General features: G+C 71.9%; 21 protein-coding genes. 14 read left to right on the top strand and 7 right to left on the bottom strand.

Annotation, left to right across the window (positions count from 1 at the left end):
* Nucleotides 1–236 precede the first annotated feature (236 nt).
* The 4 genes from B4N89_RS11715 (at nt 237) to B4N89_RS11700 (ending at nt 4,771) form a co-directional block, all read left to right on the top strand.
* On the top strand, nt 237–1,313 hold the full coding sequence (locus B4N89_RS11715; RefSeq protein ID WP_235618576.1) for a LolA family protein: 1,077 nt from the start codon (nt 237–239) through the stop codon (nt 1,311–1,313).
* A complete protein-coding gene (locus B4N89_RS11710) occupies nt 1,310–2,263 on the top strand; it encodes an ABC transporter ATP-binding protein (protein WP_078975799.1) in 954 nt (317 codons plus the stop codon). Before B4N89_RS11715 ends, B4N89_RS11710 begins: the two co-directional genes overlap by 4 nt.
* Nucleotides 2,250–3,179, top strand: coding sequence for an ABC transporter permease (locus B4N89_RS11705; RefSeq protein ID WP_078975798.1), 930 nt, complete (start codon nt 2,250–2,252; stop codon nt 3,177–3,179). The genes B4N89_RS11710 and B4N89_RS11705 overlap by 14 nt, the downstream gene beginning before the upstream one ends.
* Nucleotides 3,180–3,367: 188 nt before the next feature.
* The gene (locus B4N89_RS11700; RefSeq protein WP_161500695.1) at nt 3,368–4,771 is read left to right on the top strand and encodes a S8 family peptidase; all 1,404 of its coding nucleotides are present in this window, start codon (nt 3,368–3,370) and stop codon (nt 4,769–4,771) included.
* 22 nt (nt 4,772–4,793) lie between these two features.
* Here B4N89_RS11700 and B4N89_RS11695 read toward each other — a convergent pair whose 3' ends face one another.
* Nucleotides 4,794–5,393 carry a DUF6058 family natural product biosynthesis protein gene (locus B4N89_RS11695; RefSeq protein ID WP_235618575.1) on the bottom strand — a complete coding sequence of 200 codons (600 nt, stop codon included), beginning with the start codon at nt 5,391–5,393 and terminating at the stop codon, nt 4,794–4,796.
* A 264-nt stretch (nt 5,394–5,657) separates the two neighbouring features.
* Here B4N89_RS11695 and B4N89_RS53730 point away from each other — a divergent pair, with 264 nt between their 5' ends.
* Genes B4N89_RS53730 through zapE form a run of 4 tightly spaced genes read left to right on the top strand, consistent with a single transcriptional unit; the run spans nt 5,658 to nt 8,715 of the window.
* Complete coding sequence (locus tag B4N89_RS53730; protein ID WP_422652260.1) at nt 5,658–6,707, top strand: GtrA family protein; 1,050 nt, start codon at nt 5,658–5,660, stop codon at nt 6,705–6,707.
* A gap of 29 nt (nt 6,708–6,736) precedes the next feature.
* Nucleotides 6,737–7,291, top strand: a complete 555-nt coding sequence (locus B4N89_RS11680) for a Uma2 family endonuclease (protein ID WP_161500694.1) — start codon at nt 6,737–6,739, stop codon at nt 7,289–7,291.
* Nucleotides 7,292–7,310: 19 nt separating this feature from the next.
* Complete coding sequence (locus B4N89_RS11675; protein WP_078975794.1) at nt 7,311–7,580, top strand: hypothetical protein; 270 nt, start codon at nt 7,311–7,313, stop codon at nt 7,578–7,580.
* Between the two features lie 58 nt (nt 7,581–7,638).
* Nucleotides 7,639–8,715 carry a cell division protein ZapE gene (gene zapE, locus B4N89_RS11670; protein ID WP_078975793.1) on the top strand — a complete coding sequence of 359 codons (1,077 nt, stop codon included), beginning with the start codon at nt 7,639–7,641 and terminating at the stop codon, nt 8,713–8,715.
* Between the two features lie 419 nt (nt 8,716–9,134).
* On the opposite strand, the gene B4N89_RS51320 is transcribed toward zapE, so the two are convergent.
* The 6 genes from B4N89_RS51320 to B4N89_RS11645 form a co-directional block, all read right to left on the bottom strand.
* Nucleotides 9,135–9,497: a hypothetical protein gene (locus B4N89_RS51320; RefSeq protein WP_235618574.1), complete on the bottom strand. Its 363-nt coding sequence runs from the start codon at nt 9,495–9,497 to the stop codon at nt 9,135–9,137.
* On the bottom strand, nt 9,389–9,949 hold the full coding sequence (locus tag B4N89_RS51315; protein ID WP_235618573.1) for a hypothetical protein: 561 nt from the start codon (nt 9,947–9,949) through the stop codon (nt 9,389–9,391). Before B4N89_RS51315 ends, B4N89_RS51320 begins: the two co-directional genes overlap by 109 nt.
* A 70-nt stretch (nt 9,950–10,019) precedes the next feature.
* On the bottom strand, nt 10,020–11,015 hold the full coding sequence (locus tag B4N89_RS11660) for a 2-oxoacid:ferredoxin oxidoreductase subunit beta (RefSeq protein ID WP_235618913.1): 996 nt from the start codon (nt 11,013–11,015) through the stop codon (nt 10,020–10,022).
* Between the two features lie 67 nt (nt 11,016–11,082).
* Complete coding sequence (locus B4N89_RS11655; RefSeq protein WP_101897061.1) at nt 11,083–12,945, bottom strand: 2-oxoacid:acceptor oxidoreductase subunit alpha; 1,863 nt, start codon at nt 12,943–12,945, stop codon at nt 11,083–11,085.
* Nucleotides 12,946–13,266: 321 nt separating this feature from the next.
* Nucleotides 13,267–13,911 (bottom strand): response regulator transcription factor, encoded by a 645-nt coding sequence (locus B4N89_RS11650; protein WP_078975791.1) that lies wholly within the window; start codon nt 13,909–13,911, stop codon nt 13,267–13,269.
* Between the two features lie 143 nt (nt 13,912–14,054).
* The gene (locus B4N89_RS11645) at nt 14,055–15,389 is read right to left on the bottom strand and encodes a sensor histidine kinase (RefSeq protein WP_078975790.1); all 1,335 of its coding nucleotides are present in this window, start codon (nt 15,387–15,389) and stop codon (nt 14,055–14,057) included.
* Nucleotides 15,390–15,658: 269 nt separating this feature from the next.
* On the opposite strand from B4N89_RS11645, the gene B4N89_RS11640 reads away from it, so the two are divergent.
* The 6 genes from B4N89_RS11640 to B4N89_RS11615 are packed head-to-tail and all read left to right on the top strand — an operon-like array spanning nt 15,659 to nt 19,772.
* Entirely contained in the window at nt 15,659–16,030 is a 372-nt protein-coding gene (locus tag B4N89_RS11640; protein ID WP_078975789.1) for an NADH-quinone oxidoreductase subunit A, read from the top strand.
* Complete coding sequence (locus B4N89_RS11635) at nt 16,021–16,632, top strand: NADH-quinone oxidoreductase subunit B (protein ID WP_078975788.1); 612 nt, start codon at nt 16,021–16,023, stop codon at nt 16,630–16,632. The genes B4N89_RS11640 and B4N89_RS11635 overlap by 10 nt, the downstream gene beginning before the upstream one ends.
* The gene (locus tag B4N89_RS52570) at nt 16,629–17,708 is read left to right on the top strand and encodes an NADH-quinone oxidoreductase subunit C (RefSeq protein WP_078975787.1); all 1,080 of its coding nucleotides are present in this window, start codon (nt 16,629–16,631) and stop codon (nt 17,706–17,708) included. The genes B4N89_RS11635 and B4N89_RS52570 overlap by 4 nt, the downstream gene beginning before the upstream one ends.
* Complete coding sequence (locus B4N89_RS11625) at nt 17,705–18,661, top strand: complex I subunit 1/NuoH family protein (protein ID WP_078975786.1); 957 nt, start codon at nt 17,705–17,707, stop codon at nt 18,659–18,661. Before B4N89_RS52570 ends, B4N89_RS11625 begins: the two co-directional genes overlap by 4 nt.
* On the top strand, nt 18,661–19,215 hold the full coding sequence (locus tag B4N89_RS11620; RefSeq protein ID WP_078975785.1) for a NuoI/complex I 23 kDa subunit family protein: 555 nt from the start codon (nt 18,661–18,663) through the stop codon (nt 19,213–19,215). The genes B4N89_RS11625 and B4N89_RS11620 overlap by 1 nt, the downstream gene beginning before the upstream one ends.
* On the top strand, nt 19,212–19,772 hold the full coding sequence (locus B4N89_RS11615; RefSeq protein ID WP_078975784.1) for an NADH-quinone oxidoreductase subunit J: 561 nt from the start codon (nt 19,212–19,214) through the stop codon (nt 19,770–19,772). Before B4N89_RS11620 ends, B4N89_RS11615 begins: the two co-directional genes overlap by 4 nt.
* Nucleotide 19,773: the final 1 nt, after the last annotated feature.

The following is a 19,773-nucleotide window of genomic DNA, read 5'->3' as shown; positions in this document are numbered from 1 at the left end:
TTCGGTTTGCCCGCCCGCCCACCCGTTGCGTTTTGGTGTACGGCTGCGGATTACACCCCGACTGCTCCCCCGGGAGTAGTGCGAGGTGTTGTGGGTCAGCTTGAAGTCCCAGGCTTTCGGGCGCGGGGCGCCCCGAGGGTGACGTTTTCCGGTGACGTACGGGCGACGCCGGGCGGGTGACTCCGATGGTCCTCTTGATGTGTCGCACTGGACACTCGCATCAGGGGGCACCTGTCATGACCAGCACCACCCGCCGATCCGTGCCGTGGCGCTTCGCCGTGCCGGCCGCGATCGCGGCCGCCACCGTCGGCGCGGTCACCATCGGACCGGCCGCGTTCGCCGACGACGGGCGACCGTCACTGCCCGACGTCACCGCCGAACAACTCGTCGCCAAGGTCGCCGCGGCTCGGGCCGACGCGCTGACCGGCACCGTCCGCATCGACACCGACCTGGGCCTGCCGACCGTCCCGGGCAAGGGCGGCGGCGGCCCGCAGGCGCTGCTCTCGGGGACCAACAGGCTCCAGGTGGCCCTGGACGGCCCGGACCGGCAGCGGATCGGCATCATGGCCGATCTGTCCGAGTACAACGTCGTGCACAACGGCCGCGACGTGTGGACCTACGACAGCCGCGCGCACGCCGTGACGCACGCCACGGTCGACGCGACGCGCCCCGACGTGGCGTCGCTGGTGCCGACCACCCCGCAGGACGCGGCCCGCCAACTGCTCGACCTGGTCGGCCCGAGCACCGACGTCCGGGTCGACGGCACCGCCCGGGTCGCCGGGCACGACGTGTACAAGCTGCGCTTCGCGCCCAGGGCCCAGGGCAGCCTGATCGCCGCCGCGACGGTGTTCGTGGACGCGAAGACCGGGGTGCCGCTGCGGGTCACCGTGGACACCGTCAAGGGCGGCAAGCCGGCCGTCGACATCGGTTTCGAGGAGGTCTCCTACGACAAGCCGGCCGCCGGCACGTTCGACTTCAAGCCGCCGGCCGGCGCCCGGGTCACCGAGGCTCCGGCGCACGAGGCGGCGCCCGGGAAGCCCACCGCACCGGTGACGCCGAACGGTGAGCGGCCCGCCCCGGGTCTGTTCGGCGAGGGCTGGACCACCGTGGTCGAACTGCCCGCCGGAGCCGAGGGCAAGGCCGGCAAGGCCGGCAAGGACGTCACCGGGCTGCTCGGCAAGCTGGGGAAGCCGGTGCCGGGGGGGACGCTGATCAACACCCGGCTGCTGAACGTGTTGACCACCGACTCGGGCCGGGTCTTCGCCGGCGCGGTCGACGCGGACACGCTCCAGCGGATCGCGGCGCAGCGATGACCGCGTCCACGGCGGTCGGGACCGCGGCGATCCGTACCGAGGGGCTGTCCAAGCGCTACGGCCGGGACCGGCTCGCCGTGGACGGCCTCGACCTGACCGTCCCCGCCGGCTCCGTCTTCGGGTTCCTCGGGCCCAACGGATCCGGCAAGACCACCACCATCCGGATGCTGCTCGGGCTGATCCGGCCCACCGGCGGCACGGTCACCCTGCTCGACGGCCCCATGCCGGGGGCCGTCGGGCAGGTCCTGCCCCGGGTCGGCGCGCTGATCGAGGGCCCGGCCCACTACGGCTTCCTGACCGGTCGGCAGAACCTGGAGCGGCTGGACGCCGCCGACCCCACGTCCGACCCCCGGACCCGCGGCGCCCGGGTGGACGCGGCGTTGGCGAAGGTCGGCCTGACCGCGGTGGCCGGCCGCAAGGCGCGGGCGTACTCGCTCGGCATGAAGCAGCGGCTCGGCATCGCCTCCGCGCTGTTGCGCCCGCGCGACCTGCTGGTCCTGGACGAGCCGACCAACGGCCTGGACCCGCAGGGGATGCGCGAGATCCGCACACTTATCCGCGGGTTGGCCGCGGACGGCACCACGGTGTTCCTGTCCTCGCACCTGCTGGACGAGATCGAGCAGGTGTGCACGGACGTCGCGGTGATGAGCCACGGGCGGCTGATCACCCAGGGCACCGTCGAATCGTTGCGCGCCGGCACCCGGGCCCGGCTGCTCGTCACGACTCCCGACGCGGAGGCGGCGGTCGTGGTGTTGCGGCGGCTCGGCGCGACCGACGTGGTCACCACCGACGACGGAGTGGAGGCCGATCCGCCCCCGCTGGAGCCGGACGAGGTCTGCGCGGCACTGGTGCGCGCCGACATCCGGGTCCGCTCGTTCACCCTCGCGCGGCCGTCCCTGGAGGACGCGTTCGTCGCCCTGACCGGGGAAGGCTTCGATGTCACCGACTGACGCACTGCCCAAGACGGGTGTTCTGTCGCCCGCGTTCGGGCACTCGACGGCGAACAGCGAGTCGTTCGGCGCCGAACGGCTGCCGCGCCTGCGCGGACTGATGCGCAGCGAACTGCGGTTGGTGTTCCTGCGGCCGCGGACGGCCGCGATGCTGGGCTTTTTGGCCCTGGTGCCGGTGCTGCTCGGGGTCGCGCTGCGCTACTTCCACGACGGGGATTCCTCGCGCGGCGGCGGCGACGGCGGGACGATGGACTTCGTGAACCAGGTCACCGGCAACGGGCTGTTCCTGGTTTTCGCGTCGCTGGCCGCCGCGTTGCCGTTCTTCCTGCCGATGACCGTCGGCGTGGTCGCGGGCGACTCGATCGCGGGGGAGGCGCACGGCGGGACGCTGCGCTACCTGCTGGTCGCGCCGGCCGGGCGGACCCGGCTGCTGCTGGTGAAGTTCGCCGGCGTGCTGACGTTCTGTCTGGCCGCGACGCTCACCATCGCGCTGTCCGCGCTGGCGGTCGGTGCCGCGTTGTTCCCGATGGGCGACGTGCCGCTGCTGACCGGGGATTCGATCTCGATGGTCGAGGCGTCGTGGCGAGCGGTGTTGATCGCGCTGTGCGTGGCCGCCTCGCTGGTCGGCCTGGCCGCGATCGGGCTGTTCGTGTCCACGCTGACCACGGTGCCGGTGGCGGCGATGGCGACCACGGTCGGCGTGGTGATCGTGACCGCGATCCTGACCGGGATCCCGCAGTTGTCGGGTCTGCACCCGTGGTTGTTCACCGACGCGTGGATGAGCTTCGGGGATCTGCTGCGCACTCCGATCCCGACCGGTGAAATCCTGCGCAACCTCGGGATGCAGGCGGCGTACGCGGCGGTCTTCGGCGCGGCGGCGTGGGCCCGATTGAACGAGCGCGACATCACCACGTGAGACGGGGCGCCGCGCCGGCGGGCGCCGGGTGGGCCGGGGGACCGGCTCGCCCGGCGCCTTTCGGCGTTCGGTGCCGGTGGCTCGATGCCGACTGTTCTGCGCCGGTTCGATGCCGGTGGGTGGGCAACTCGTCCGGGTGAATGCCGGGTTGGTTCGGGTGGTACATGTGCATGTGGGCCGATATGAGGATGCGTGTGGCGATCGCGATGGTGTCGGCGGCCGGCGTCGTGTTGCTCGGGACGGTGCCCACGCGGGTGGTGTCGGCGGCGCCGAGGAGGTCGGTCGAGGCGCCCGCGGCGACCTACTCCTTCCTGGTGCTGACCCGCGAGCCGGGGCCGGCCGGGACGGTGCTCGTGGAGTCGGCGGTGCGGCGGGCGGGCGGCACGGTGGTCGGGGCGTACGGGCGGATCGGGGTGGTCGTGGCCCACGGCGGGCCGGGTTTCGCGGCGGCGGTGCGGGGGCGGCCGGGCGTGGCGCGGGTGGGGGCCACCCGGACGGTGCCGATCGCGGAGCACGGCGGCCCGGCCGCACGCGCCGGCGGCGCGACGGAGGATCCGGCGGAGGCCGCGCAGTGGAACCTGGCCATGGTGCACGCGTACGAGGCGCAGGCGATCACCGAGGGCAGCCCCGATGTGGCGGTCGCGGTGGTCGACTCCGGGGTGGACGACCGGCATCCCGACCTGGCCCCGAACTTCGATCCGGAGTTGTCGGTGGACTGTTCGACGGGTCGGCCGATCCGCGAGGGCGCGGCGTGGCGGGCGCCGCGCTCGGACCACGGGACGCATGTGGCGGGCACGATCGCGGCGGCGCGCAACGGCACCGGTGTGGTCGGGGTGGCGCCGAGGGTGCGGATCGCGGCGGTGCGGGTCGGCGACGCGGACACGATGTTCCACGCCGAGGCGAGCGTATGCGGGTTCGTGTGGCTGGCCGAGCATGCCGTGCGGGGGCTGCGGATCGCCAACCACAGCTACTACAACGACCCGTGGTGGCTGATGTGTCCGGACGACGAGGACCAGGCGGTGGCGTACGAGGGCATCCGTCGGGCGGCGGCGTACGCGGCCGAGCGCGGCGTGTTGTCGATCGCCGCGGCGGGCAACGACGGCTACGACCTCGCGCACAAGACGGTGGACCCGTACAGCCCGAACGACGCGGCGGGCCGGCCGGTCCCGCCGCGCCCGGTGACCGACGCGTGTCGGATGGCGCCCGCCGAACTCCCGGGCGTGGTCACGGTCGCGGCGGTCGGCGCGGACGGTCGGCGGGCCGGCTATTCGAACACCGGCCTGGGCGTGGTGGATCTGGCCGGGCCCGGCGGGAACGGCTCGGCCGGCGGCGAGGGCGTGTTGTCCACAGCGCGCGACGGCGGGTGGGCCCGCAAGGAGGGCACCTCGATGGCGGCGCCCGCGGTGAGCGGGGTGGCCGCGCTGGTCGTGTCCGAGCACCCGGAGTGGGGCCCGGACACGATCGCGGCCCGGCTGGCCGCCACCGCGGTTCGGCTGCCGTGCGCGGGGTCGTGTACCGCGTCGGGGGAGGTCGACTCGTTCCACGGACACGGACTGGTCGACGCGCTGCGGGCGGTGCGGCCGGGACCGTGAGGCCGGCTCGGCGCGGCCCCGATCAGGGGATGCGCGGGTGGCGGGCCCGAAGTGCGGTGATGTACGTGTCGCGGGAGACCGGACCGCCGAAGCGGAGGCGGTCGTAGGCGGTGAAGTCCGGCTCCAGGGCGTCCAGGTCGTCGATCGACCGGTGGAGTGCGGCACGCCAGGCCGGATCGTCCGGCGCGGGAGCGGCCAGGGCGGCGTCGATCGCGGCCGTCAGTTCGCTCTTGCGCCGGATCGTGGTGGGGGAGACGGAGCGCAGGCAGACGTACTGCCCGCTGAGGTAGCCGGCCCACTCCTCCTCGCCCTCGACCGGATCGGCCCAGTGCCCGACGAACCAGGCCCGGAGCCGGTCCGGGCCGCCGGCCGCGTCGGCGAGCGCGAACAGGTCGGCCGGCACCATCTCGGCCCCGTCCGAGCGCAGGTAGGAGGGCAGCGGCAGGCACCGGTCCAGGACGAGTGCGCGCACCCGTTCCGGATCCCGCCCGGTCGCCGCGCACAACGCGGTCAGCTCGACGAACTGCCGGTTCACGTACGCGTCGTCGGCCGGCGTCATCGCATGGTCACCGTTGACCTCCCGAAACCGCTCGGCCACGGCCCGCGCGGCCGTCGGCGCCACGTGAACCCGACTCCCGCCACCCATCCCACGCCACCTCCGCTTGCGGCCGGCGACCCTCGGCCCGGGAACCGGACCGGGCCCGCCGGCGAACGACCACGACCCGGCACGCTAGCCGCGCCACGCTTCGGCGCCGGCCGAAAAACCCCCGTGGTAGACCCGCCTCCGAGCCCCGAAGCCGGCCGCCGGCACCGGCTGACAGCCGCCGACAGGGGCGGTCAGCGGATTGTGCGAGGGCTGCCGGCGATGCGCCGGATGCTCTTCGACATGGACACCACGAGCAGCACCGCCGCCCCCACCCGGACCCCCGGAGTGATCGCCTCCTTCGTCCGCTTCGTCGTCTTCGGCGGCGGGGTCGGCCTCGCGAGCAGCGCGACGCTGGTCCTGCTCTCCGGCCACGTGCCGTTCGCCGCCGCCAACGCGCTGGTGACCGTGGGCTCCACCCTGATCGCCACCGAGCTGCACAGCCGCTTCACCTTCGGGCAGGACAAGCCCGGAAGGAGCGACCACGTCAAGGCGGCGCTGACCGTGCTGGTCTGCTACCTGTTCACCACCGCCGCGATGCTGGTGCTGCACACGATCCGGCCGCACGCCGGCGTACTGGTCGAGCAGTCGGTGTACCTGTCCGCCTCCGGTCTGGCGGGCATCGGCCGGTTCGCCTTCATGCGCCTGGTGATCTTCGCGCGCAGGGGCGGCCCGACGGGAGCGGGTACTGGCCCGCGAGGCCGTGGTGACCGCCGCCTGAGCGGATCCGACCCCGACCGGCGACGGATCGGCTCACCCGGAGCGGCGACTGTGTCCCGCCGCCTCCCGGTCCGAGCCGATCCGTCGCCTTTTCACGTCGGCCCCACCTCAGTCGACGAAGCAGAACTCGTTGCCCTCGGGATCGCGCATGACCCGGAACGACCCCTGCTCGTCGGTGACCGTCTCGCCCACCGGCGTCGCCCCGAGCGAGACCGCGAGCATCACGGCCGCGTCCACGTCGGCCACGGCCAGGTCCAGATGCAGCCGGTTCTTCCCGGCCTTGTCCTCCGGCACCGGCTGGAACGCCATCCGCGCCGCGCCGGGCGGCTCGACATGCGACCAGCCCCGCTCCCGATCGACCGGTTCCCCACCGAGCAACCCGGCCCAGAACCGCACCAACACCCGCGGCTCCCGGGCATCCACGACGATCTGACGCAGCTGTACACGCATACCGCGACCCTAGACGAGAGCACATCTGCCCGAACGGGTGAATGGCCCGGGAAGGTCTACTGTGCACCCGACCCCGAAACTAGGCTGAAGGAGTTGCCTCGGGGAGAGGAGGAACGGGTGTGATGTCCGTCGAAGCTGTGCACACACATGGTGTGGAAACCGACGACGACGCGATGCCGGATCCGTTGCAGTTGTTCTTCGCCCTGTCCGAGCGACTGCACGACTACCGCGTGGAGTTCATCGACCGGGAGACTCGGGTGTCACCACCGCCGGATGGCGATCACGAGACCCTCATCTGGCGTCTGGCCAGGCAGTTGGCGCGCTTCGACGTGGGCGATCGTTTCGATGCCGCCATGAACAAGGGTGTGCAGACGCCGGCCGGGGATCGTGTCGTTCCGGATATCACCGTGACGGCGTCCGGCGCCATGCGTGGCGCGGAGTCCTGGATGCCGTCCGACGGGGTGCTCCTGGTGGTCGAGGTGACCTCCACCGTCCCCGGCCGGGACCGGTTCACCAAGCGGCAGGTCCATGCCGAAGCCGCGATCCCCCTTTATCTCCTGATCGACCGTTCCGAATCCAAGCTGACGCTCTTCACCGAGCCGGAGAAGGGCAACTACACGGGGCGCGTGGAGGTCGGCTTCGGCAAACTCCTGCCGGTGCCGGATCCCTTCGGCTTCGTCCTGGACACCGCTTCGATCGTCGACTGAGCCGTGGGGGTGGGATGCCGTGTCCGACGACGCCGACAGCGAACTCAGCCCGCTTGCCCGTCGGGTGCTTGCCTGCATGTTGGCCGTGCCGGAGGGGATCAAGTTCACCGGCAAGGACGTGGCCGACGTGATGCCCGAGGGGCCGTACCGGGTGCAGAAGGCGCTGCGTGAGCTGGGCGCCGCCGGACACCGCACCGTGCGGCGGCTGAAGAAGCCCAACGGGCAGTTCTATGTCGAAGTCGAGTACCACGCCGTTCCGGTCCGCTCCGACGACTCGCCGGTGGACTGAGGCGACATGGAAGCGGGGTCGCGAATCCCGCTCGGTGCCCGGCCCTAGGATCTCGATCATGCGAACGACGGTCGAGACGATCCGCAGCCGTTTCGACGAGGCTGCCCGGGCACGCGGGTACATCCTCGATCCGGCCCAGCGGCAGGCCGCCGACCGCCTGGCCGAACTCGGCCTCGCGCTGGGCCGGGGCCGGGCGCACGGGCTGTTCCATCGCCGGACGCCGCCGGGGCTGTACCTGTGGGGGCCGGTCGGCCGGGGCAAGACCTGGCTGCTCGACACGTTCTTCGCCGCCGTCGCCGGACCCGCCGACCGACGGACCCGGGTGCACTTCCACGCCTTCTTCCGGCAGTTGCACGAGGCGGTCCGGCGGCACCGGGACGACCACGGCCACGAGCACAGCGCCGTGGACGCGGCGGTGTCCGAACTCGTGGGCGACGTCGACCTGGTCTGCTTCGACGAGTTCCACGTGCACGACCCGGGTGACGCGATGCTGGTCACCCGGCTGCTGCGGGAACTGCACACCCGGGGGGTGGTCCTGGTCTGCACCTCCAACTACCCGCCGTCCGGACTGCTGCCCAACCCGCTCTACCACCACCTGTTCGCGCCGACGATCCGGGAGATCGAGACCCGGATGAGCGTGGTCACCGTCGCCGGCCCGCAGGACTATCGGGCACTGCCCCGGGACGAGTCCGGCGCCGGCGCGTTCGCGCGGGGCGCGGTGTTGTGGCCGGGCGATCCCGGGCAACTGCGCGGACAGGGCCTGGTGCCGCCCACGCCGGCCGAGGCGGCGACGCTGACCGTGAACAACCGCGCGCTGCTGGTCGAGGCGGCCCGGCCGGACGAGTTGTGGGCCGGGTTCGAGGCGCTGTGCGAGGGGCGCACCTCGCCGCTCGACTACCTCGTGCTGGCCGAGACGTACCCCACGTGGGTGATCCGCGACCTGCCGCCGCTGAAGACCGCGAGCGCCGAGGCCCGGCAACGTTTCGTGAACCTGATCGACGTGTGCTGCGACGCCGACGTCCGGCTCTTCCTGGGCAGCGATCGCCCGCTGCCGGAACTGCTCGCCGGCGACGACCTGCCGACCGACATCGTGCGCACCGCGAGCCGGCTGGGCCTGCTGCGCCGGGTCGGCTGAGCCGGCCGCAGAGCCCGAAGCGGCCGGGACCGCTACTCCTCCGCCCGCGAGTCGGCGCCGGCCGTGGAAGAGCAACCGGAGGCCGCCCGTGTGGTCGTACAACTGCACCTCCAGGGCCGGTCGCGCGGTCTCCGGCGACGGCGACACCGCCCGGATCCGGCCGACCACGTCCGCGTGTTGTCGCCACTTCAGCGCGACCACCGAGACCGTCGCGACCGGTCCGCCGGCCGGCTCCGGCTCCGCGTCCACGATCGGCAGCAGCCGGGGAACACACTTCGCGACCGCTTCGCGGTCCGGCTCCGGCCGGTGGGCCATCGCCGCGCCGACGTCGAACGGCACGACGGTGGCGACCGCGTGCGGCACCCGGGTCAGCGCGGACGCGATCGAGTCGGTGGTCCGCCCGTGCAACAGCCGACCGATCAGCGGCGGATACGTGCGACGGGGCAGCAGCAGCATGATTCCCGACGCACCGCCCGCCACCTCACGCGCGGCCGGTTCGACGACCGCACGGGCCACGCGAAGATCAGGACGACCGCCCCGGACACCACGGCCGCGAGCGCGTTCACCACACATCCCGCCCGCCAGTGGCCGGTGCGCTGGGTCCAGTGGTGTCTGGTCGGCCCGGAGCCCGCCATCATGAACCCGGTGAACACGCCGATCGCGTACAGCGCGATCAGCGAGTCCACGCTCGCCCGGGTCGCCAGGAGCAGGGCCACGGCCGGCACCGCGAGCAGGATGATGCCGTTGGCGAAGGCCGGCCGGTGTCCGCGCTTGCGCAACATCTTCGGCAGGAAGGCGTCCTCGGCGACGAAGTCGGCACGCCGACCACCGCCACGCACACCTCCGGCTTCCACCGGCTGATGTTGGCGTCGGCGCCCCACATCAGGTGCAGCAGCGAGACGATCGCGTCGGTGCCGGCCGCGGTCTGCACCGCGACGGTGACCACGTAGTCGATCAGCAGCGCGACCGAGGCGACCTGCGCGACGCGCGGCCCGAAGTTGTCCCGGGCCACGATGTAGGAGCCGCCGGCCTTGGTGTACAGGCTCACCACGTCCCCGTAGGACAGGGTGAGCAGGAGCAGCACCGCGAGGATGGCGTAGGTGACCGGGAGCAGCAGGGTGAACGCGGCGACGCCGACGTGGGGCACCAGGGCGCGGAGCATCTGCTCGGTGCCGTACGCGGACGAGGAGATGCAGTCCGAGGCCGGCACGCCGAGCGCGGTCGGGTTGGACAAAGGCGGCTCGTCCGAAACCCGAGCGGGCCCGGCACGCTCGTGCCGGGCCCGCTCGGTGTCGCCTCGTTCGCTAGTCGATCGTCCAGGTGTCGTTGCCGCGGATCAGCGAGGCCAGGTCGCCCTGGCCCTGCTTCGTCGCGGCCTCCGCCATCTGGGCCGACATCAGCCGGTCGTAGACCGGACGCGCGATGTCGCGGAACACCCCGATGGGGGTGTGCGTGTTGCTCGTCAGATCGCCGAGCCGGGTCAGCGCGAAGGCCAGCTCCGGGTTGTCGGCGTGCGCGTCGTGCACGAGCACCGCGTCCTCGCCGACCTTGGCCACCTCGGCCACGTCCAGCGCGCCGTGCGCGCCGCGGATGACGCCGTACTGGCCCTCCGCGCCGAACCGGATCGGCTGCCCGTGTTCGAGCCGGATGGTTACGTCGTCGCGCTGCGCGGGGTCCTTGAGCTGCTCGAACGCGCCGTCGTTGAAGATGTTGCAGTTCTGGTAGATCTCCACGAGGGCGGTGCCCTCGTGGGCCGCCGCCGCGCGCAGCACCGAGGTCAGGTGCTTGCGGTCGGAGTCGATCGACCGGGCCACGAACGACGCCTCGGCGCCGATGGCCACCGACAGCGGGTTGAACGGGTGGTCGAGCGAGCCCATCGGGGTGGACTTGGTGATCTTGCCGGTCTCCGAGGTGGGCGAGTACTGACCCTTGGTCAGACCGTAGATCCGGTTGTTGAACAGCAGGATCTTCAGGTTGACGTTGCGGCGCAGCGCGTGGATCAGGTGGTTGCCGCCGATGGACAGCGCGTCGCCGTCACCGGTGACCACCCACACCGACAGGTCCTCGCGCGAGGTGGCCAGGCCCGTCGCGATGGCCGGCGCGCGCCCGTGGATCGAGTGCATGCCGTACGTGTTGAGGTAGTACGGGAAGCGGCTGGAGCAGCCGATGCCCGAGATCCACACCACGTTCTCCTTGCGGAGCCCGAGTTCGGGCAGGAAGCCCTGCACGGCGGCCAGGATGGCGTAGTCGCCGCAGCCCGGGCACCAGCGCACCTCCTGGTCCGACTTGAAGTCCTTCATGGACTGCTTGGCATCGGCCTTCGGGATCAGCGTCAGCGAGGGGAAACCGCCGGCGCCGTTCGCGGACTCAGACACTCTCGATCACTTCCCGGATCACGTGGGCCAGCTCCTCGGACTTGAACGGCAGCCCGCGCACCTGGTTGTACGACATGGCGTCCACGAGGAACCTGCCGCGCAGGAGCAGGGCGAGCTGACCCAGGTTCATCTCCGGGACGATCACCTTGTCGTACGACCGCAGCACCTCGGCCGTGTTGGCCGGGAACGGGTTGAGGTGGCGCAGGTGGGCCTGCGCGACCTTGCCGCCCGCGGCCCGCACCCGGCGGACCGCCGCGGCGATCGGGCCGTAGGTGGAGCCCCAGCCGATCACCAGGACCTTGGCGTCGCCGGTCGCGTCGTCGACCCACAGCGGGTCGATGTCCTTCGCGATGCCGTCCACCTTGGCCTGGCGGGTGCGCACCATCAGGTCGTGGTTGGCCGGGTCGTAGGAGATCGACCCGATGCCGTCGGCCTTCTCGATGCCGCCGATGCGGTGTTCCAGACCCGGGGTGCCGGGCACCGCCCACGGGCGGGCCAGCGTCTCGGGGTCGCGCTTGTACGGCCAGAACTCCTTGGTTCCGTCCGCGTTCTCCTGGTTCGGCTCGGTGGCGAACGCGACCCGCAGGTCCGGCAGTTCGGACGTCTCGGGCAGGCGCCACGGCTCGGAGCCGTTGGCGAGGTAGCCGTCGGAGAGCAGGAAGACCGGGGTGCGGTACTTCAGCGCGATCCGGGCCGCCTCGACGGCGGCGGCGAAGCAGTCGGACGGGGTCTGCGGGGCCACGATCGGCACCGGCGCCTCGCCGTTGCGGCCGAACATGGCCTGGAGCAGGTCGGACTGCTCGGTCTTGGTGGGCAGCCCGGTGGAGGGCCCGCCGCGCTGCACGTCGACGATCAGCAGCGGCAGCTCCAGCGAGACCGCGAGGCCGATCGTCTCGGACTTGAGCGCGACACCGGGACCGGAGGTGGTGGTCACCCCGAGCGCGCCGCCGAACGACGCGCCGAGCGCGGCGCCGATGCCCGCGATCTCGTCCTCGGCCTGGAAGGTGCGCACGCCGAAGTTCTTGTGCTTGGCCAGCTCGTGCAGGATGTCCGAGGCCGGGGTGATCGGGTACGAACCCAGGTAGACCGGCAGCTCGGCCAGCTGTCCGGCGGCCACCAGGCCGTAGGACAGCGCGAGGTTGCCGGTGATGTTGCGGTACGTGCCCGAGGGCAGCTTCGCCGGTGCCACCTCGTAGGAGACCGCGAAGTCGTCCGTGGTCTCGCCGAAGTTCCAACCCGCCTTGAAGGCCGCCACGTTCGCCTCGGCGATCACCGGCAGCTTGGCGAACTTGCGCCGCAGGAAGTCGACGGTCGCCTCGGTCGGGCGGTGGTACAGCCAGGACAGCAGCCCGAGCGCGAACATGTTCTTCGCCCGCTCGGCGTCCTTCTTGGAGATCTCGAACTCGGCCAGCGCGCCGACCGTCAGCGTGGTCAGCGGGATCGCGTGCACGTTGTAGGCGTCGAGCGAGCCGTCCTCCAGCGGACTGGTCGGGTAGCCGACCTTGGCCATCGCGCGCTTGGAGAACTCGTCGGTGTTGACGATGATCTCGGCCCCGCGCGGCAGGTCGCGGATGTTGGCCTTGAGCGCGGCCGGGTTCATCGCGACCAGGACGGTCGGCGCGTCGCCCGGGGTCAGGATGTCGTGGTCGGCGAAGTGGAGTTGGAAGCTCGACACGCCCGGCAGGGTGCCCGCGGGCGCCCGGATCTCGGCGGGGAAGTTGGGAAGGGTCGACAGATCGTTTCCGAACGTCGCCGTCTCGGACGTGAAACGGTCGCCCGTCAGCTGCATTCCGTCACCGGAATCGCCGGCGAACCGGATCACGACCCGGTCGAGCTGCTTGACCTGCTTGGTCACGGGGAAGGACCTCCTCGGCGCTGCGGCGGTTGGTCCGCGCACCGCGCGGATGTCGCAGTTTTCATCGTACGGCGGCACGGAGGGACACCGTGGTGCCCCCCGGGAACAGGCGGGGATCCGCCCCGGCGCGCGACGTGAGCGGCGTCACGCTCCGGACATGGCCCGCAAGCGGTACAAATCCGGCCGAACCCGAGCAAAGTACAGCCGAATCCGGGCCGGGCGCTGCGGTATCCGAGCAAAACAAAGGACCGCCCCCGGCTGGGACGGCGCCTCCGATCGACCGGATGATTGCATGGGTCCAGTAATTCGATCCCTACGATGTCAGGATCCGAGATAGGCGAGTACCGCGAGCACGCGTCTGTGATCGGTGTCACTGGGCGCCAGGCCGAGCTTGCCGAAGATGTTGCTGACGTGCTTCTCCACCGCTCCGTCGGACACCACCAAGGCCTGCGCCACGGCTGCGTTGGTGCGCCCCTCGGCCATCAGACCGAGCACTTCGCGCTCGCGCGGTGTGAGCTTTTCCACCACATCCCGTTTGCGCGAGCGGCCGAGCAGCTGCGAGACCACCTCGGGGTCGAGGGCGGTCCCGCCGCCCGCCACCCGCTCGACCGCGGCGACGAACTCGCCGACGTCGGCGACCCGGTCCTTGAGCAGATAGCCGACGCCGCTGGTGTTGCCCGCGAGCAGTTCCGTCGCGTACTGCTCCTCGACGTACTGTGACAGGACAAGCACCCCGACCTCGGGCAGCGTCGCGCGCATCGTCACCGCCGCGCGAATGCCCTCGTCGGTGTGCGTGGGCGGCATGCGCACATCCACTACGCAGACATCGGGACGCAGTTCTGTCGCGACCGCGACCAGTTGCTCGGCGTCGCCGACCGCCCCCACGATCTCGTGGCCGCGAGCGGTCAACAATCGGGACAAACCATCCCGAAGTAGTACGGAATCCTCAGCGATGACGACGCGCACTGCGTTCACATCCCCCAAATCCGGTAGGCCGCACCCGAACGGCGGGTGCGGCCTACAGTCTTCCGGATTCGAACGGATGCGGTGTACCTCGGCCGGCTCGATCGGAGGGGGCCGGCAGGGCGGGGGTCACCCCCGACGGAACCTCACAGCGGCAACCACACGGTGACCCGGGTCGGCCCGCCCTCGGGGCTGTCCACACTCAGCGTGCCGTCCACGCCGCGCACCCGCTCGGTGAGGCCGGCCAGGCCCGAACCCTTGCCGGTGGCGGCGCCACCCGCGCCGTCGTCGGCGACGATCAGGTACATCCGGCCGTTCTCGTGGCCCACCGTCACCCACGCGTGTGTGGCTCGGGCGTGCTTGGAGACGTTGGTCAGCAACTCCGACGCGCAGAAGTAGGCGACCGACTCGATCGGCGCGGGCGGGCGCTCCGGCAGATCCACCTCGACCCGGACCGGGACGGTGCAGCGGGCCGCGATCGAGGACAGCGCCGCGTCCAGACCCCGGTCGGTGAGCACCGCCGGGTGGATGCCCCGGGCGAGGTCGCGCAGTTCCTGGAGGGCGAGCTTGACCTCGTCGTGCGCGGAGGACACCATCCGCGCGGTCTCGGTGTCCTGGCTCGCGTTCAGGTTCTCCTTCGCCATGCCCAGATCCATCGCCAGCGCCACGAGCCGCGCCTGGGCGCCGTCGTGCAGGTCGCGCTCGATCCGCCGCAGATCCGAGGCGGCGGTGTCGACCGCCGCGCCGCGCGAGACGGTCAGGTCGCGCACCTGCTCGGACAGGAAGGCCGGGCCGAGCAGTCCGCGCACCATCACCCGGTCCACGTTGGCCATCCCGCGCACCAGCCACGGGGTGGCGAAGAACAGCACCACCCCGGCCGCCACGGTCAACGACACCAGACCCGGCCCGGCCAGGTAGTGGTCCACGCCCGGCTCGTTCGGCCCGTCGCCGGAGAGCAACGCGCCGGGCATGTCGGCCCGGCGGTACAGCGGCTGGGTGAGCGGATAGGTGATCGCGCTCAGCGAGGTCGCCCACAACACCGTGGTGACCACGAACGTGAAGACGCCCCAGGGCAGTTGCAGGAACAGGTAGAGACTGGCCCGCCACCCCGTGCGGTCGGTCAGCCCCGCCCGGATCCAGCCCGTCCACCCCGGCCGGTGCTCTCGGGGCGCCGGTGCGCGGACGTGCTCGTCGAGCAGCGCGCTCGCCCGGGCCCGCTCCATCCGCCCGAACGCGCGACTGCCGAGCAGGGTCAGCGCGATCAGCGGCAACCCGAGCAGGAACAGCGGGGTCAGCCCGATGCCGAGCGCGATGAACACCACCGCGTAGGTGAAGCCGACGATGCCGACGGGCAGATTCAGCACCAGGTGGATGGTGTCGGTCCACGTGCGCACGGTGAACGGCGCGCGCAGGATGCCCGGCCGGGTTCGAGCCGGGGCATCACCTGTGGACCCGTCGTAGGCAGTCACGGGTGAGGGCATGGACATGGAGTTGCCTCGCTGGGAGAGAAGCCGATCCGTTGGGTCAACTCTGCCTGGGGGCCCGGACGGGTCCCATGGCGCGGGTCGGTGTCTTGGGGGTGGGGTTGTCCCTACCACCTGGGGCCGGGGCGGATGTCACCGGTCCGGCGGGGCCGACCGGACCGGACACCGGGGACAGGTCCGGCGCAACCCCCCTAGACTCCCGTGCCACAAAGATACGCAACGTCCACGCAACGTCGAGGCAATGTCGATCGGGAGGCAGGCGCCGGGTGGAGGGCTACTACGGAACGTACGCGCTCGTGGGTCTGGTGCTGCTGGTCGCGTCCGCATTCGTCGCGGTGGCGTTCGTCGGCGGGCGACTGCTGCGACCGAGCGTACCCACGCACGAGAAGCTGACCACGTACGAGTGCGGTGTCGACCCCGTGGGGGTGGGCTGGGCGCAGGTGCACATCCGCTACTACCTCTACGCCTATCTGTACGTCATCTTCGCGGTCGACGCGATCTACCTGTTCCCCTGGGCGACGGTCTTCGACGCGCCAGGCTTCGGCGCCACCACCCTGGTGGAGATGTTCGTGTTCGTCGGCTTCCTGGCCACCGGACTGCTGTACGCGTGGCGGAAGGGCGTGCTCGCATGGACGTGACACCGGCTCCCGCGGATCGGCCGCCGGTCGATCTGCCGACACCCCGGCTCGGGGTGCTCTCCCGGCTGGCGCCCGACCCGGTGCGGTTGGTGCTCAACTGGGGGCGGCGCTACTCCCTCTGGGTGTTCAACTTCGGCCTGGCCTGCTGTGCGATCGAGTTCATCGCGTCGTCGATGGCCAGGCACGACTTCATCCGCCTCGGCGTGATCCCGTTCGCGCCCGGGCCGCGCCAGGCCGACCTGATGGTCGTGTCGGGCACGGTCAGCGACAAGATGGCGCCCGCGATCAAGCGGCTGTACGAGCAGATGCCCGAGCCCAAGTACGTCATCTCGTTCGGGTCGTGTGCGAACTGCGGTGGGCCGTACTGGGATTCGTACTGCGTTACCAAGGGCGTGGACCAGATCGTGCCGGTCGACGTGTACGTACCGGGCTGCCCGCCTCGGCCGGAGGCGCTGTTGCAGGGCATCCTCAAGCTTCAGGAGCGGATCGCGGTGGAGAACCCGGCCGCGCGGTACGGGCGTACGCTGCCCGCCGCCGCGCTGAGCCGGCCGCCGGTCGCGCCGCCGGCGCCGCCCGTGCCGCCCGCCGGAGGTGCCGGGTGACCCCGGAGGAGATTCGCGCCGGGGTGGGCGAGGAGTTGGTGCTCGCCGTGTCGGACGCCTACGGGCTCGTCACGCTCGACGTCGCGCCCGAGCACTGGGTCGACGCGCTGACCGCGGCGCGGGATCGGCTCGGCTGCGCGTTCTTCGACTGGCTCACCGGGGTGGACGAACTCGCGGACGGGTTCGGCGTGGTCGCCCACGTGTGCGCGATCCCGCGCGGGCCCCGGCTGCTGCTGCGTACGCGGGTGCCGCGCGAGGGCGCGGTGCTGGCGAGCGCGACCGGGGTGTACGCGGGGGCCCGCTGGCACGAGCGCGAGACGCACGAGATGTTCGGGATCGACTTCACCGGGCACCCGGGCCTGGATCCGCTGTTGTTGCCGGACGGGTTCGAGGGGCATCCGCTGCGCAAGGAATTCGTCCTGGCCGCGCGGGTGGCCAAGCCCTGGCCGGGGGCCAAGGAGCCGGGCGAGTCCGACCACGGCGGCGGTCCGGGCCGCTCGCCGGGTCGGCGCCGCACGCTGCCGCCGGGGGTGCCGGACCCGGCGACGTGGGGCCCGCACAAGGAGGAGGCGGCGGCCGAGGCCGCGGCCGCCGCCGATGAGCGGCCGCGTCGCGCCCGCAGCGCGGCGGCGGGATCGGCGAGCCAGGCCGGCTCGGGGACGACGGAGGGCGCGGCCGCGCCGCCGCGTCGGACCCGCAGCGCCTCGTCCGGTTCGGCGAGCCAGGCGGCGGAGGCCGCACCCCCGGCGCGGCGCACCCGCAGCGCGTCCCAGGGCTCGACAAGCCAGTCGTCGCCGGCCCCCACCGCGCCGGCCGAACCCGCCCCGCCTCCCGGCCCCGCCGAGCCCGGGCCCACGAAGCCCGCCGCGCCGGCCGAACCCGGCGAGCCCGCTCCGCCTCCCGAGCCCACCGGGGCCGGGCCCGCGACGCCCGCCGGGCCGGCCGAACCCACCAAGCCTGCTCCGCTTCCCGAGCCCACCGAGACCGGGCCCGCGAAGCCCGCTGGACCCGCTGGGCCCACCAAGCCCGCCGAGCCGGCCGAGCCGATCAAGCCTGCCGAAGGGGACGCCCCGTGAGTGTCCTTGATGTGTGCCTCCGGCTCGTTCTCGTGCTCGGGGCCTTTCTCGTGCTGCCCCTGGTGATCGGTCAGACCGAGCACAAGGTGATGGCGCACATGCAGGCCCGGGTCGGCCCGATCTACGCCGGCGCCTTCCACGGCTGGGCACAACTGGTCGCCGACGGCGTCAAGTTCGCCCAGAAGGAGGACATCGTCCCGGCCGGCGCCGACCGCCGGGTCTTCAAGCTCGCGCCGGCCGTCGCGCTGATCCCCTACTTCGTGGTGCTGATCGCCATCCCGATCGGCCCGAACGGGTTCGTCGGCCGCACCATCGACGCCGGCATCGTGTTCGTGCTCGCCGTGATGGGCGTCGGCGTGCTCGGCTCGCTGATGGGCGGCTGGGCCTCGGCCAACAAGTACTCGCTGCTCGGCGGCATCCGTTCGGCGGCCCAGCTGATGGCGTACGAGCTGCCCATGCTGCTCGCCGCGGCCTCGGTCGCGATGGCCGCCGGCACCGTGTCGCTGCCCGGGATCGTCGAGGGCTTCGAGTGGTGGTGGCTGCCGTGGCAGGCGATCGGCGGCGTGGTGTTCTTCACCGCCGGCCTCGCCGAGATCCAGCGCCCGCCGTTCGACATGCCGGTCGCCGACTCGGAGATCATCTTCGGCGCCTACACCGAGTACACCGGCCTGCGCTTCGCGCTGTTCCTGCTCTCCGAGTACGCCGGGATCCTGGTCGTCTGCGCGCTGACCACCGTGCTCTTCCTCGGCGGCTGGCACGGCCCGTGGTCGGACTCGGTCGGCTGGTTGTGGACCCTGCTCAAGATCGGCGTGCTCGCGTTCGTGGTGATCTGGCTGCGGGTCAGCTACCCGCGACTGCGCGAGGACCAGCTGCAGAAGCTGGCCTGGACGACGCTCGTCCCGCTCGCGCTCGGCCAACTCGTCCTGACCGGCGTGGTAAAGGTGGCGACCTGATGAAGGGCCTGGCCAAGGGCCTCGCGGTGACCCTCAAGACGCTCACCCGACGCAGCACGACCCAGTCCTATCCGGAGGTGCTCCCCGAACTGCCGCCCCGCTCGCGCGGGGTGATCGCGCTGTTCGAGGAGAACTGCACGGTCTGCATGTTGTGCGCGCGCGAATGCCCCGACTGGTGCATCTACATCGACTCGCACAAGGAGGTCGTGCCCGCCCGCGAACCCGGCGCGCGCGACCGCACCCGCAACGTGCTCGACCGCTTCGCGATCGACTTCGCGCTGTGCATGTACTGCGGGATCTGCGTCGAGGTGTGCCCGTTCGACGCGCTGTTCTGGTCGCCCGAGTTCGAGTACGCGACGGGCGACATCCACGAACTCACGCACGAGAAGGACCGGCTGCGCGAGTGGATGTGGACGGTCCCGCCGCCGCCGGCCCTCGACGAGCGCGCCGAGGAGCCCAAGGAACTGACCCAGGCCCGCAAGGCCGTGGAGAAGGCGGAGAAGGCCGCGGCGGCGGCCCGGGCCGCCGCGTCGGACGCGGAGGAGACACCGTGAACCTCGCCGCCACCGAGCATGGATTCCTCTCGCCCACCGGCGCGGAGATCGCCTTCGTGCTGATCGGCCTGGTGGTGCTCGGCTCCGCGCTGCTCGTGGTGGCGACCCGCCAGGTCGTGCACGCCGCGCTGTGGCTGGTGGTCACCCTCGGCGGTCTGGCCGCCGAGTACCTGCTGCTCACCGCCGAGTTCATTGCCTGGGTCCAGGTGCTGATCTACGTCGGCGCGGTCGTGGTGCTGCTGCTGTTCGGGCTGATGCTCACCAAGGCGCCGATCGGCTACTCGGAACCGGCGGACCGCACCGCCCGAATCCCGGCCGCCGCGGTCGCGCTCGGCGCCACCGCGACCCTGGTCACCGTGATCGTGGACGCGTTCCGTACCGCCTACCTCCACCTGGGCGACGACACCGTGGGCACCACGAAGGTCACCGGGGAGAGCCTGTTCAAGGTGTGGGTGCTGCCGTTCGAGGTGTTGTCCGTGCTGCTCCTGGCCGCGTTGATCGGCGCCGTCGTGCTCTCCCGCTCCCGGGCCCGCGCGCGCTCGGACCGGAAGGACTGAC

It is taken from the genome of Embleya scabrispora (assembly GCF_002024165.1).
Classification (GTDB): Bacteria; Actinomycetota; Actinomycetes; order Streptomycetales; family Streptomycetaceae; genus Embleya; species Embleya scabrispora_A.
The sequence above is the reverse complement of the archived record's forward strand: the minus strand, read 5'-3'. Positions and strand labels throughout refer to the sequence as shown.

Bases quoted from the DNA above. Each gene is read 5' to 3' on its own strand.
- B4N89_RS11715 (WP_235618576.1), top strand. From the start codon at position 237: ATGACCAGCACCACCCGCCGATCCGTGCCGTGGCGCTTCGCCGTGCCG.
- B4N89_RS11710 (WP_078975799.1), top strand. From the start codon at position 1,310: ATGACCGCGTCCACGGCGGTCGGGACCGCGGCGATCCGTACCGAGGGG.
- B4N89_RS11705 (WP_078975798.1), top strand. From the start codon at position 2,250: ATGTCACCGACTGACGCACTGCCCAAGACGGGTGTTCTGTCGCCCGCG.
- B4N89_RS11700 (WP_161500695.1), top strand. From the start codon at position 3,368: ATGCGTGTGGCGATCGCGATGGTGTCGGCGGCCGGCGTCGTGTTGCTC.
- B4N89_RS53730 (WP_422652260.1), top strand. From the start codon at position 5,658: ATGGACACCACGAGCAGCACCGCCGCCCCCACCCGGACCCCCGGAGTG.
- zapE (WP_078975793.1), top strand. From the start codon at position 7,639: ATGCGAACGACGGTCGAGACGATCCGCAGCCGTTTCGACGAGGCTGCC.
- B4N89_RS51320 (WP_235618574.1), bottom strand. From the start codon at position 9,497: ATGTTGCGCAAGCGCGGACACCGGCCGGCCTTCGCCAACGGCATCATC.
- B4N89_RS11660 (WP_235618913.1), bottom strand. From the start codon at position 11,015: ATGAAGGACTTCAAGTCGGACCAGGAGGTGCGCTGGTGCCCGGGCTGC.
- B4N89_RS11645 (WP_078975790.1), bottom strand. From the start codon at position 15,389: ATGCCCTCACCCGTGACTGCCTACGACGGGTCCACAGGTGATGCCCCG.
- B4N89_RS11635 (WP_078975788.1), top strand. From the start codon at position 16,021: ATGGACGTGACACCGGCTCCCGCGGATCGGCCGCCGGTCGATCTGCCG.
- B4N89_RS11620 (WP_078975785.1), top strand. From the start codon at position 18,661: ATGAAGGGCCTGGCCAAGGGCCTCGCGGTGACCCTCAAGACGCTCACC.